Origin of the sequence: Geobacillus sp. LEMMY01, assembly GCF_002042905.1 — a bacterium.
Taxonomy (GTDB): Bacteria; Bacillota; Bacilli; order Bacillales; family Anoxybacillaceae; genus Geobacillus; species Geobacillus proteiniphilus.
On record NZ_MVKA01000036.1, the window covers coordinates 1 to 12,053 of the forward strand.

General features: G+C 46.3%; 17 protein-coding genes and 2 pseudogenes. All 19 read left to right on the forward strand.

Translation table 11 applies throughout. From position 1 onward, the window contains the following. Positions 1-799 (forward strand): annotated as a pseudogene (locus B1A75_RS20020) (hypothetical protein); the annotation flags it as partial. Next, a complete protein-coding gene (locus tag B1A75_RS15770) occupies positions 799-1,053 on the forward strand; it encodes a hypothetical protein (RefSeq protein WP_079936486.1) in 255 nt (84 codons plus the stop codon). The pseudogene B1A75_RS20020 and the gene B1A75_RS15770, both read left to right, overlap by 1 nt. A gap of 10 nt (positions 1,054-1,063) precedes the next feature. Continuing rightward, positions 1,064-1,789, forward strand: coding sequence for a zonular occludens toxin domain-containing protein (locus B1A75_RS15775; RefSeq protein ID WP_176202430.1), 726 nt, complete (start codon positions 1,064-1,066; stop codon positions 1,787-1,789). Positions 1,790-1,844: 55 nt separating this feature from the next. Further along, on the forward strand, positions 1,845-2,120 hold the full coding sequence (locus B1A75_RS15780; RefSeq protein WP_079936488.1) for a hypothetical protein: 276 nt from the start codon (positions 1,845-1,847) through the stop codon (positions 2,118-2,120). After that, positions 2,117-2,374 (forward strand): hypothetical protein, encoded by a 258-nt coding sequence (locus B1A75_RS15785; RefSeq protein ID WP_079936489.1) that lies wholly within the window; start codon positions 2,117-2,119, stop codon positions 2,372-2,374. The genes B1A75_RS15780 and B1A75_RS15785 overlap by 4 nt, the downstream gene beginning before the upstream one ends. Before the next feature lie 186 nt (positions 2,375-2,560). After that, a complete protein-coding gene (locus B1A75_RS15790) occupies positions 2,561-3,658 on the forward strand; it encodes a replication initiation factor domain-containing protein (RefSeq protein ID WP_079936490.1) in 1,098 nt (365 codons plus the stop codon). Positions 3,659-3,721: 63 nt separating this feature from the next. Next, entirely contained in the window at positions 3,722-3,877 is a 156-nt protein-coding gene (locus tag B1A75_RS20025) for a hypothetical protein (protein WP_176202431.1), read from the forward strand. A gap of 88 nt (positions 3,878-3,965) precedes the next feature. Continuing rightward, the gene (locus B1A75_RS15795; protein ID WP_079936491.1) at positions 3,966-4,253 is read left to right on the forward strand and encodes a hypothetical protein; all 288 of its coding nucleotides are present in this window, start codon (positions 3,966-3,968) and stop codon (positions 4,251-4,253) included. 415 nt (positions 4,254-4,668) lie between these two features. After that, positions 4,669-4,833 (forward strand): hypothetical protein, encoded by a 165-nt coding sequence (locus tag B1A75_RS20030; protein WP_176202432.1) that lies wholly within the window; start codon positions 4,669-4,671, stop codon positions 4,831-4,833. Positions 4,834-5,053: 220 nt separating this feature from the next. Then, positions 5,054-6,457, forward strand: a complete 1,404-nt coding sequence (locus tag B1A75_RS15800) for a hypothetical protein (protein WP_079936492.1) — start codon at positions 5,054-5,056, stop codon at positions 6,455-6,457. Further along, entirely contained in the window at positions 6,457-6,711 is a 255-nt protein-coding gene (locus tag B1A75_RS15805) for a hypothetical protein (protein ID WP_079936486.1), read from the forward strand. The genes B1A75_RS15800 and B1A75_RS15805 overlap by 1 nt, the downstream gene beginning before the upstream one ends. 10 nt (positions 6,712-6,721) lie before the next feature. After that, the gene (locus tag B1A75_RS15810) at positions 6,722-7,447 is read left to right on the forward strand and encodes a zonular occludens toxin domain-containing protein (RefSeq protein ID WP_176202430.1); all 726 of its coding nucleotides are present in this window, start codon (positions 6,722-6,724) and stop codon (positions 7,445-7,447) included. Positions 7,448-7,502: 55 nt separating this feature from the next. Beyond that, a complete protein-coding gene (locus B1A75_RS15815) occupies positions 7,503-7,778 on the forward strand; it encodes a hypothetical protein (protein ID WP_079936488.1) in 276 nt (91 codons plus the stop codon). Further along, positions 7,775-8,032: a hypothetical protein gene (locus B1A75_RS15820; protein ID WP_079936489.1), complete on the forward strand. Its 258-nt coding sequence runs from the start codon at positions 7,775-7,777 to the stop codon at positions 8,030-8,032. Before B1A75_RS15815 ends, B1A75_RS15820 begins: the two co-directional genes overlap by 4 nt. Positions 8,033-8,218: 186 nt before the next feature. Further along, a complete protein-coding gene (locus tag B1A75_RS15825) occupies positions 8,219-9,316 on the forward strand; it encodes a replication initiation factor domain-containing protein (protein ID WP_079936490.1) in 1,098 nt (365 codons plus the stop codon). Positions 9,317-9,379: 63 nt separating this feature from the next. Next, positions 9,380-9,535, forward strand: a complete 156-nt coding sequence (locus B1A75_RS20035; RefSeq protein ID WP_176202431.1) for a hypothetical protein — start codon at positions 9,380-9,382, stop codon at positions 9,533-9,535. 88 nt (positions 9,536-9,623) lie between these two features. Continuing rightward, positions 9,624-9,911, forward strand: a complete 288-nt coding sequence (locus tag B1A75_RS15830; RefSeq protein WP_079936491.1) for a hypothetical protein — start codon at positions 9,624-9,626, stop codon at positions 9,909-9,911. Between the two features lie 415 nt (positions 9,912-10,326). Further along, on the forward strand, positions 10,327-10,491 hold the full coding sequence (locus B1A75_RS20040; protein ID WP_176202432.1) for a hypothetical protein: 165 nt from the start codon (positions 10,327-10,329) through the stop codon (positions 10,489-10,491). Positions 10,492-10,711: 220 nt separating this feature from the next. Next, positions 10,712-12,053 (forward strand): annotated as a pseudogene (locus B1A75_RS15835) (hypothetical protein); the annotation flags it as partial.

The following is a 12,053-nucleotide window of genomic DNA, read 5'->3' on the forward strand; positions in this document are numbered from 1 at the left end:
GTCTTGGACAGATTKGCTTTTAGTTTCTGATKATCCAAACTATAATGTTGATGTTCTCGGTGGGTATGGGAATGTCGATACGTATCCTTTTACCTGGTACTATGAAGTGACTTCTGTATATTCTGATGTTTTTAGTGCTGTTTTGCATTATAACTATCTTCATCCGGAGAAGAGTTCTCCTGACGTTGGTAAGAAGAATGTTACGGCCAAGAGATATAACACTGGTCCAGCTACGATCGCTATTCCGGTTTCTCAATCTGATATTCCGGATGTGTCTAAAGTTCCGCAACCTCTTGTGCCTCTAATTGCGCCTGGGATTGATCCTGATCCAAAAGTTGGGGATCTTCCGGACAAGGTTGAGATTGTCATTCCGATTGAGGCTCCATATCCAGAGCCGGGCGGTGATCCGTTGAATCGTCCCGATGAATTGCTTGATCCGAAGCCGAATCCGAACCCGAACCCGGAACCGAACCCGGAACCTAGTCCGGGTGATGATCTTCCTAAATCAAAGCCGGAGGATCACGCAAACCGTTGGAAGCAACTTGTCACGACGAAATTTCCTTTTTCTTTGCCCTTTGATCTTTATAATGTTCTTGCCGCTATTAATGCTGATCCGAAGAAGCCTGTTCTTAGGCTTGATGTTGAATCGCGTATTGCTGGCGTGACTGTGCCGCTCAAGTTTGCGCAGGATATTAATTTTCTTGACCCGTATATTCCATTTTTTAGAACTTTTATATTGATTTCATATGTGATTTTTTTGATCTTAGCTACTAGAAGGCTGTTAGGGGGCGGTCAATAGTGGGTGTGGTGGTCGATTGGATATTAGATTTCTTATATAGTCTTGCTGTTTTATCAATTGGTTGGCTTCCTGATTCGCCGTTTCAGACGGATTCCTTTCGTAAAACGCTGTCGGGGTTCTCTGATTTAATGTCATACATTAATTATTTTGTTCCTGTCGGTCAAATGCTGACGATTACGGCGGCATATGTCGCGGCTATTCTTATCTGGTACGGTGTCCGGTGGATACTTCGCTTTGTCAGATATATAGATTAGAGGTGATATGATGATCTCGCTTTATACTGGTTCGGTTGGTTCGGGTAAGTCGTATCATGCCCTAGAGTTGGGCTTGCAGTGGGTGGCGCGCGGCAAGCATGTTGTTGCTAACTTTCCGATCCGTCCGCCGGGGCGTTTTCTTCCCTTCCGTCGCCGGAAATGGGACAGGATGCTGAAGAATTGGCATTTTAATGATGAAATTACGGTTGAGTATCTCATGTCACTTTCTATGGAAAATGGCTGGTTCGGCAGGGAAAGTCAATGCCTGGTCATTATTGACGAGGCTGGCATCATGTTCAACAGCCGCGATTGGATGCATGAGCGCCAGTCGCGGCAGAAGTGGATCAAGTTTCTTTCGCAATCGCGGAAGTTCGGTTTTGATTTTATTTTTGTATGTCAGTCTGATCGGATGATAGATAGACAGATACGTGGTCTTGTTGAGTATGAGGTTAAGCATCGCAAGGCTAACAATGCCTCATTCTTTAAATGGTTGTCTCTTTTCAAAGTGACGATGTTCATTTATGCGTACAAGTGGTATCAGACGAAGTTGCCTGCAAGTGTGCGCGTGTCGTTCTATCGTTCCTGGGTCGCGAATCGCTATGATACAATGCGAATTTTTAACCTTGATGATTTAATCGCTGACATGAGGGCTATTTATGAGGGGAAAGTGATCCCGGCTCCTGTCGCGCAACAGATTGCGATCCTGGAACAGCAAAAAATTTTAAAAGAATGTTGACGATGTAATACATGTGTAGTACAATGTAATTAGAAAAACGGAAGGGGTGCTACACATGTTCAAAGTTGATGCGAACGGTCAAATGTACATTGATTTTGACTATCTTGAAAAAGTGCTTGCTCTTGATCTTAATGAGGTGCGTCTCGTTGTTGATTCGATGCGTGAGGCTTGTGTCCTGGTTGATCGCGTGTTTTTTGATCCAGCCGGTATCTTTGTGATCGCTCATCGCTTGGGCGACGTGTCTTATGTTACTGCATTTTTGGGCCGTCGTCGAATCACTGCTCCGGCTGATTCTGACTGGCGCGATCGCCTGCTGGGGGTGTCGTTATGACTAAACCGACATCCTTCCGCCTCTCCCTCGAAACGCTCGGCATGCTGGATAAGCTTGTTGAGCGTGAGAATGAGTTTCTCCGCAATGTCGGTGCGTATGGTCTTTCTTATTCGCGTGCTGATATTGTTGGGTTGCTGATACGTCTTGCATATCAGGCTTCTGAGCGCGGCTATTCTTTTCAGGATCTTTTGACGCTCCCGGATCGCGATGATTCCAGGCGTCCAGGCCAGGGCGTCAAGGGGATCGTGGAATAGCGGACCGCGCCGGATCGCCGGCTCGATCTTGCAGCCGGCGCGGCGCGGGAGCATATGCCGCGAAAGCCCCTTGACGCGTATTGTCATAGCATAATTCTGTCTCGGGCGGTCGGCGGCGGCATTCTGCCCCGTCCGACCGCCCTTGGCGACTAAATTTTTTTCCAATTTCGTAGAGGGGGATTCATCTTGGGAAATGAAAAAACTCTTTTAGTGCCCCCGTATGCTAATAGGGGGGCACTATCTACATCGTCGATCGGTCTGAGGGCTTGTGTCGACTGGGTTCAAGCGACTTTTCCGGCTTCTCTCAGTGATCGGGAAATAATTGAGTTTATAGGTCTTGATTTTGGCGATTTCCGCAAAATCGACGCTGGAAAATATGGGTATACATTCCATTATCGGAGCGGACACATCGCGCTCTATGGTGGTGGTCGGGAGGATATGGGTTGGCATCTTGAGATCACGGGGCAGGGTTGTCGGGAGTACGAGCGGATCGGCAAGGACTGGGATGTGCTTTTTGGTCAGATCTTATTTTGCGGTCGTTTTACCCGCGTCGATTTGGCTATTGATGACTTTGAGGGGTATTTCTCGCTTGGCACTGTTGAAAAGAAAGTGAAAAAGGCGGAGTTGACCAGTCGCTTCCGCCAGGCGCGCGTGATCTCTGGCTATCAGCTTGCCGACGGTGGGGTTTTGTCAAAAACGGTGCGGTTCGGCTCCGACGACAGCCGCATTAGTGTTATTATGTACGATAAGCGTCTTGAGCGCTTGTCTGCCGGTAAGCAGGTTGATGTGGATTTTTGGCAAAGGACAGAGATACGCATGAGGGATGAGAGAGCACAAGCGGCTGCTTATCTAGTTGCTCATGGTGCGGATATGATCGGCCGTGTGGCGCGATCTGTGCTGGCATCGTATATTATGTTCCGTCGTCCTGTTTCGGATGGGAACAAGTCTCGCTGGCCGATATGTGATTGGTGGGATAAATTTATTGGCGAGGTGGACAAGCTGTCGCTGTCCCGTGTCGCGCCGGATAGGACGATAGAGGATACTGTTGACTGGATCGAACGTCAAGTGTCTCCGTCCATGTCGGCGGTTGTTTTGGCGCTAGCTGACTATGAGGTTTTTGAGAGAATCGTTCTTGATGGTTTGGATAGATTGACGGATGCTCACATTGATAAAATTAATCGTTATCGTGTCCAGTGCGGCATGTCTCCGCTTTCTCATTCTGATTTACGCGCGGAGTTTCTGAACATAAAAAAAGCGTCCGGTTGGTCGAACGCTCTTGAATAGTTTTATATACTTCTTTTATTATATTATATTTTAATTTATTATGATAGTATGGGACGCAATAGGTTGGATCTTCTTGATGTCAAGGAGCGTGTCACTATCCGTTTAAAGAAAAGGGATTTAGAAATGATTAAGAAGGAGGGAACATATCAGCAGGTTATTGAGGCGGCTGTCACTGAATATCTTAAAAAATTGTCGGAAAATGTCGATAAAAAGATGTAGAAAGTACTAGAAAAATGTATATTTTTCTAGTACTATTTTTTTAAAAGTAATGTGTCTGACGAAAAAACATTCGGGGAGTGTGTATGTAATGGATAAGGTCATTGTGCTGGGTGCTCGTCCTTATGATTTTACTGATGCTGAGACGGGAGAACGCAAGATTGGGGCAACTGTCCACTTTATTGTTTTGGATGAGGATCATGACGGTGTTGGATATATTCCGCGCCGTACGTCCGTATCTCTTGATGTTTACAAATCGATGGAACAGCTCCAGTATCCCTTTCAGGCTGATGTTATACTTGAGAATTATTTTACCTCTCGTGGTGTGCGTACTAGGGTTAAGGGTTTCGATTATCTCTCATTCGTTTCCATTGGGTGATTGTCGCGATGAAGTATGTAAGGTCATCTTTTTCGCTTAGGCGTCGTGTTAGTCGGGGTCGTGTTAAGCGTATTATTGCACGTCTGCGCCCCTCGCCCGCGCGGGAAGGGGTGCTTTGCGGGGCCCCGCCCGCGCGGAGCGGGGCGCGGTCGTATGGATAAGCCAGTTGTTGTGACTCTGTCTAAGAGTCTTGTTCCCTATATCAATGATTTTTTTTCTATGCTGTCTATTGTAATTGGGCTTTTTGTTGGTTTTTTGGTTGCAAAGGCGGTGTTCGATCCGTGGAGATAAAGTATTTTGACACTGATGCCTTTTTCATTGGTGTTTCCGTGTCTCTTACTCTTTATACATTTTTTTATTTGCTGTCTTATGGTATTTCTAGGCTCTTTAGATAGCTTTGAAAGGAGGTGAGAAAATGATTCTGGGCGCCGCAATTGAGGGAATTTCAACAGCTTTTCAGTCTGCTGCTGGTGATGTTAAGGATACAATGCTTGCTGTTCTCCCGTACGCACTTGGCGTTTTCGCTTTATCTTGGGGCGTACGAAAGGCGATTCGTTTTTTCAAATCTGCCGCGAACTGATTTTTAATTTGATTTCTATGCAACGAGGCACGCCTGGCGGATCGGCTAACGCCGACCGCCCCAGCCATGTCTCGTTACCCTTGTCACATTGTCATTTAATCCTTCCTCTTTCGTCTTGTCGTATGACTTTCGTTTTAAGTTATACTGCTGATAGCTAACCTTGCCGATGATAAGGTCACTTTTTCAAGTGACCTTTTCTTGTAGGAGTGAAAACGATAATATGAGAAAAGCAATTATATTTATTTCTGTTTTTGCACTGGTTTTTTTAGTTTTTTCTCGTCCTCTCCAGGCTTCTGCGGTGGCCGCTCCGATTCTTCGCATTGTCGCCGGGTCGACTGCGGAAAAAATTATGTATGGGATCGCTGAAAAGTCGATGGTGAAGTATGCAAATAAATCTGCGATGGAACGGGCTCGTGAACGCTGGAATATGGAGTTGTATGAGGAGCTTATGTCTCAGTCGACTCCTGTCGAAACAAAGCAACGTCTTGAGGCTCTGGATCGGGCGCTGAACAATGCGGAAGTGATTCCGATCCCGACGCGTCCCGGTTTTGGAAAAGTTGTCTTGGATTCGGCGCTGTTTTTGACTGGTCTCGATGTTATTTTAGAAGCATACAACGTTTTTAAAAATGCGTATGAACAAAATAAGTATGCGGAGGGTCTCTCTAATGCGATTGCGAAAGGTACTTATGTGAGAATTTTTCCTGGATACCGTCTTGAGGCTGTATCACGTGGCGTTAAGTATGGTCGGTCTTGGACAGATTGGCGTTTAGTTTCTGATGATCCAAACTATAATGTTGATGTTCTCGGTGGGTATGGGAATGTCGATACGTATCCTTTTACCTGGTACTATGAAGTGACTTCTGTATATTCTGATGTTTTTAGTGCTGTTTTGCATTATAACTATCTTCATCCGGAGAAGAGTTCTCCTGACGTTGGTAAGAAGAATGTTACGGCCAAGAGATATAACACTGGTCCAGCTACGATCGCTATTCCGGTTTCTCAATCTGATATTCCGGATGTGTCTAAAGTTCCGCAACCTCTTGTGCCTCTAATTGCGCCTGGGATTGATCCTGATCCAAAAGTTGGGGATCTTCCGGACAAGGTTGAGATTGTCATTCCGATTGAGGCTCCATATCCAGAGCCGGGCGGTGATCCGTTGAATCGTCCCGATGAATTGCTTGATCCGAAGCCGAATCCGAACCCGAACCCGGAACCGAACCCGAATCCGAATCCGAACCCGAACCCGGAACCGAACCCGGAACCGAACCCGAATCCGAATCCGAACCCGGAACCGAACCCGGAACCTAGTCCGGGTGATGATCTTCCTAAATCAAAGCCGGAGGATCACGCAAACCGTTGGAAGCAACTTGTCACGACGAAATTTCCTTTTTCTTTGCCCTTTGATCTTTATAATGTTCTTGCCGCTATTAATGCTGATCCGAAGAAGCCTGTTCTTAGGCTTGATGTTGAATCGCGTATTGCTGGCGTGACTGTGCCGCTCAAGTTTGCGCAGGATATTAATTTTCTTGACCCGTATATTCCATTTTTTAGAACTTTTATATTGATTTCATATGTGATTTTTTTGATCTTAGCTACTAGAAGGCTGTTAGGGGGCGGTCAATAGTGGGTGTGGTGGTCGATTGGATATTAGATTTCTTATATAGTCTTGCTGTTTTATCAATTGGTTGGCTTCCTGATTCGCCGTTTCAGACGGATTCCTTTCGTAAAACGCTGTCGGGGTTCTCTGATTTAATGTCATACATTAATTATTTTGTTCCTGTCGGTCAAATGCTGACGATTACGGCGGCATATGTCGCGGCTATTCTTATCTGGTACGGTGTCCGGTGGATACTTCGCTTTGTCAGATATATAGATTAGAGGTGATATGATGATCTCGCTTTATACTGGTTCGGTTGGTTCGGGTAAGTCGTATCATGCCCTAGAGTTGGGCTTGCAGTGGGTGGCGCGCGGCAAGCATGTTGTTGCTAACTTTCCGATCCGTCCGCCGGGGCGTTTTCTTCCCTTCCGTCGCCGGAAATGGGACAGGATGCTGAAGAATTGGCATTTTAATGATGAAATTACGGTTGAGTATCTCATGTCACTTTCTATGGAAAATGGCTGGTTCGGCAGGGAAAGTCAATGCCTGGTCATTATTGACGAGGCTGGCATCATGTTCAACAGCCGCGATTGGATGCATGAGCGCCAGTCGCGGCAGAAGTGGATCAAGTTTCTTTCGCAATCGCGGAAGTTCGGTTTTGATTTTATTTTTGTATGTCAGTCTGATCGGATGATAGATAGACAGATACGTGGTCTTGTTGAGTATGAGGTTAAGCATCGCAAGGCTAACAATGCCTCATTCTTTAAATGGTTGTCTCTTTTCAAAGTGACGATGTTCATTTATGCGTACAAGTGGTATCAGACGAAGTTGCCTGCAAGTGTGCGCGTGTCGTTCTATCGTTCCTGGGTCGCGAATCGCTATGATACAATGCGAATTTTTAACCTTGATGATTTAATCGCTGACATGAGGGCTATTTATGAGGGGAAAGTGATCCCGGCTCCTGTCGCGCAACAGATTGCGATCCTGGAACAGCAAAAAATTTTAAAAGAATGTTGACGATGTAATACATGTGTAGTACAATGTAATTAGAAAAACGGAAGGGGTGCTACACATGTTCAAAGTTGATGCGAACGGTCAAATGTACATTGATTTTGACTATCTTGAAAAAGTGCTTGCTCTTGATCTTAATGAGGTGCGTCTCGTTGTTGATTCGATGCGTGAGGCTTGTGTCCTGGTTGATCGCGTGTTTTTTGATCCAGCCGGTATCTTTGTGATCGCTCATCGCTTGGGCGACGTGTCTTATGTTACTGCATTTTTGGGCCGTCGTCGAATCACTGCTCCGGCTGATTCTGACTGGCGCGATCGCCTGCTGGGGGTGTCGTTATGACTAAACCGACATCCTTCCGCCTCTCCCTCGAAACGCTCGGCATGCTGGATAAGCTTGTTGAGCGTGAGAATGAGTTTCTCCGCAATGTCGGTGCGTATGGTCTTTCTTATTCGCGTGCTGATATTGTTGGGTTGCTGATACGTCTTGCATATCAGGCTTCTGAGCGCGGCTATTCTTTTCAGGATCTTTTGACGCTCCCGGATCGCGATGATTCCAGGCGTCCAGGCCAGGGCGTCAAGGGGATCGTGGAATAGCGGACCGCGCCGGATCGCCGGCTCGATCTTGCAGCCGGCGCGGCGCGGGAGCATATGCCGCGAAAGCCCCTTGACGCGTATTGTCATAGCATAATTCTGTCTCGGGCGGTCGGCGGCGGCATTCTGCCCCGTCCGACCGCCCTTGGCGACTAAATTTTTTTCCAATTTCGTAGAGGGGGATTCATCTTGGGAAATGAAAAAACTCTTTTAGTGCCCCCGTATGCTAATAGGGGGGCACTATCTACATCGTCGATCGGTCTGAGGGCTTGTGTCGACTGGGTTCAAGCGACTTTTCCGGCTTCTCTCAGTGATCGGGAAATAATTGAGTTTATAGGTCTTGATTTTGGCGATTTCCGCAAAATCGACGCTGGAAAATATGGGTATACATTCCATTATCGGAGCGGACACATCGCGCTCTATGGTGGTGGTCGGGAGGATATGGGTTGGCATCTTGAGATCACGGGGCAGGGTTGTCGGGAGTACGAGCGGATCGGCAAGGACTGGGATGTGCTTTTTGGTCAGATCTTATTTTGCGGTCGTTTTACCCGCGTCGATTTGGCTATTGATGACTTTGAGGGGTATTTCTCGCTTGGCACTGTTGAAAAGAAAGTGAAAAAGGCGGAGTTGACCAGTCGCTTCCGCCAGGCGCGCGTGATCTCTGGCTATCAGCTTGCCGACGGTGGGGTTTTGTCAAAAACGGTGCGGTTCGGCTCCGACGACAGCCGCATTAGTGTTATTATGTACGATAAGCGTCTTGAGCGCTTGTCTGCCGGTAAGCAGGTTGATGTGGATTTTTGGCAAAGGACAGAGATACGCATGAGGGATGAGAGAGCACAAGCGGCTGCTTATCTAGTTGCTCATGGTGCGGATATGATCGGCCGTGTGGCGCGATCTGTGCTGGCATCGTATATTATGTTCCGTCGTCCTGTTTCGGATGGGAACAAGTCTCGCTGGCCGATATGTGATTGGTGGGATAAATTTATTGGCGAGGTGGACAAGCTGTCGCTGTCCCGTGTCGCGCCGGATAGGACGATAGAGGATACTGTTGACTGGATCGAACGTCAAGTGTCTCCGTCCATGTCGGCGGTTGTTTTGGCGCTAGCTGACTATGAGGTTTTTGAGAGAATCGTTCTTGATGGTTTGGATAGATTGACGGATGCTCACATTGATAAAATTAATCGTTATCGTGTCCAGTGCGGCATGTCTCCGCTTTCTCATTCTGATTTACGCGCGGAGTTTCTGAACATAAAAAAAGCGTCCGGTTGGTCGAACGCTCTTGAATAGTTTTATATACTTCTTTTATTATATTATATTTTAATTTATTATGATAGTATGGGACGCAATAGGTTGGATCTTCTTGATGTCAAGGAGCGTGTCACTATCCGTTTAAAGAAAAGGGATTTAGAAATGATTAAGAAGGAGGGAACATATCAGCAGGTTATTGAGGCGGCTGTCACTGAATATCTTAAAAAATTGTCGGAAAATGTCGATAAAAAGATGTAGAAAGTACTAGAAAAATGTATATTTTTCTAGTACTATTTTTTTAAAAGTAATGTGTCTGACGAAAAAACATTCGGGGAGTGTGTATGTAATGGATAAGGTCATTGTGCTGGGTGCTCGTCCTTATGATTTTACTGATGCTGAGACGGGAGAACGCAAGATTGGGGCAACTGTCCACTTTATTGTTTTGGATGAGGATCATGACGGTGTTGGATATATTCCGCGCCGTACGTCCGTATCTCTTGATGTTTACAAATCGATGGAACAGCTCCAGTATCCCTTTCAGGCTGATGTTATACTTGAGAATTATTTTACCTCTCGTGGTGTGCGTACTAGGGTTAAGGGTTTCGATTATCTCTCATTCGTTTCCATTGGGTGATTGTCGCGATGAAGTATGTAAGGTCATCTTTTTCGCTTAGGCGTCGTGTTAGTCGGGGTCGTGTTAAGCGTATTATTGCACGTCTGCGCCCCTCGCCCGCGCGGGAAGGGGTGCTTTGCGGGGCCCCGCCCGCGCGGAGCGGGGCGCGGTCGTATGGATAAGCCAGTTGTTGTGACTCTGTCTAAGAGTCTTGTTCCCTATATCAATGATTTTTTTTCTATGCTGTCTATTGTAATTGGGCTTTTTGTTGGTTTTTTGGTTGCAAAGGCGGTGTTCGATCCGTGGAGATAAAGTATTTTGACACTGATGCCTTTTTCATTGGTGTTTCCGTGTCTCTTACTCTTTATACATTTTTTTATTTGCTGTCTTATGGTATTTCTAGGCTCTTTAGATAGCTTTGAAAGGAGGTGAGAAAATGATTCTGGGCGCCGCAATTGAGGGAATTTCAACAGCTTTTCAGTCTGCTGCTGGTGATGTTAAGGATACAATGCTTGCTGTTCTCCCGTACGCACTTGGCGTTTTCGCTTTATCTTGGGGCGTACGAAAGGCGATTCGTTTTTTCAAATCTGCCGCGAACTGATTTTTAATTTGATTTCTATGCAACGAGGCACGCCTGGCGGATCGGCTAACGCCGACCGCCCCAGCCATGTCTCGTTACCCTTGTCACATTGTCATTTAATCCTTCCTCTTTCGTCTTGTCGTATGACTTTCGTTTTAAGTTATACTGCTGATAGCTAACCTTGCCGATGATAAGGTCACTTTTTCAAGTGACCTTTTCTTGTAGGAGTGAAAACGATAATATGAGAAAAGCAATTATATTTATTTCTGTTTTTGCACTGGTTTTTTTAGTTTTTTCTCGTCCTCTCCAGGCTTCTGCGGTGGCCGCTCCGATTCTTCGCATTGTCGCCGGGTCGACTGCGGAAAAAATTATGTATGGGATCGCTGAAAAGTCGATGGTGAAGTATGCAAATAAATCTGCGATGGAACGGGCTCGTGAACGCTGGAATATGGAGTTGTATGAGGAGCTTATGTCTCAGTCGACTCCTGTCGAAACAAAGCAACGTCTTGAGGCTCTGGATCGGGCGCTGAACAATGCGGAAGTGATTCCGATCCCGACGCGTCCCGGTTTTGGAAAAGTTGTCTTGGATTCGGCGCTGTTTTTGACTGGTCTCGATGTTATTTTAGAAGCATACAACGTTTTTAAAAATGCGTATGAACAAAATAAGTATGCGGAGGGTCTCTCTAATGCGATTGCGAAAGGTACTTATGTGAGAATTTTTCCTGGATACCGTCTTGAGGCTGTATCACGTGGCGTTAAGTATGGTCGGTCTTGGACAGATTGGCGTTTAGTTTCTGATGATCCAAACTATAATGTTGATGTTCTCGGTGGGTATGGGAATGTCGATACGTATCCTTTTACCTGGTACTATGAAGTGACTTCTGTATATTCTGATGTTTTTAGTGCTGTTTTGCATTATAACTATCTTCATCCGGAGAAGAGTTCTCCTGACGTTGGTAAGAAGAATGTTACGGCCAAGAGATATAACACTGGTCCAGCTACGATCGCTATTCCGGTTTCTCAATCTGATATTCCGGATGTGTCTAAAGTTCCGCAACCTCTTGTGCCTCTAATTGCGCCTGGGATTGATCCTGATCCAAAAGTTGGGGATCTTCCGGACAAGGTTGAGATTGTCATTCCGATTGAGGCTCCATATCCAGAGCCGGGCGGTGATCCGTTGAATCGTCCCGATGAATTGCTTGATCCGAAGCCGAATCCGAACCCGAACCCGGAACCGAACCCGAATCCGAATCCGAACCCGAACCCGGAACCGAACCCGGAACCGAACCCGAATCCGAATCCGAACCCGGAACCGAACCCGGAACCTAGTCCGGGTGATGATCTTCCTAAATCAAAGCCGGAGGATCACGCAAACCGTTGGAAGCAACTTGTCACGACGAAATTTCCTTTTTCTTTGCCCTTTGATCTTTATAATGTTCTTGCCGCTATTAATGCTGATCCGAAGAAGCCTGTTCTTAGGCTTGATGTTGAATCGCGTATTGCTGGCGTGACTGTGCCGCTCAAGTTTGCGCAGGATATTAATTTTCTTGACCCKTATATTCMATTTTGTATAACTTTTATAT

Excerpts from the sequence above, each read along its gene's own strand:
- B1A75_RS15775 (WP_176202430.1), top strand. The coding sequence starts at position 1,064 with ATGATCTCGCTTTATACTGGTTCGGTTGGTTCGGGTAAGTCGTATCAT.
- B1A75_RS15810 (WP_176202430.1), top strand. The coding sequence starts at position 6,722 with ATGATCTCGCTTTATACTGGTTCGGTTGGTTCGGGTAAGTCGTATCAT.
- B1A75_RS20030 (WP_176202432.1), top strand. The coding sequence starts at position 4,669 with ATGATTCTGGGCGCCGCAATTGAGGGAATTTCAACAGCTTTTCAGTCT.
- B1A75_RS15780 (WP_079936488.1), top strand. The coding sequence starts at position 1,845 with ATGTTCAAAGTTGATGCGAACGGTCAAATGTACATTGATTTTGACTAT.
- B1A75_RS15830 (WP_079936491.1), top strand. The coding sequence starts at position 9,624 with ATGGATAAGGTCATTGTGCTGGGTGCTCGTCCTTATGATTTTACTGAT.
- B1A75_RS20040 (WP_176202432.1), top strand. The coding sequence starts at position 10,327 with ATGATTCTGGGCGCCGCAATTGAGGGAATTTCAACAGCTTTTCAGTCT.
- B1A75_RS15815 (WP_079936488.1), top strand. The coding sequence starts at position 7,503 with ATGTTCAAAGTTGATGCGAACGGTCAAATGTACATTGATTTTGACTAT.
- B1A75_RS15800 (WP_079936492.1), top strand. The coding sequence starts at position 5,054 with ATGAGAAAAGCAATTATATTTATTTCTGTTTTTGCACTGGTTTTTTTA.
- B1A75_RS15785 (WP_079936489.1), top strand. The coding sequence starts at position 2,117 with ATGACTAAACCGACATCCTTCCGCCTCTCCCTCGAAACGCTCGGCATG.
- B1A75_RS15795 (WP_079936491.1), top strand. The coding sequence starts at position 3,966 with ATGGATAAGGTCATTGTGCTGGGTGCTCGTCCTTATGATTTTACTGAT.
- B1A75_RS15820 (WP_079936489.1), top strand. The coding sequence starts at position 7,775 with ATGACTAAACCGACATCCTTCCGCCTCTCCCTCGAAACGCTCGGCATG.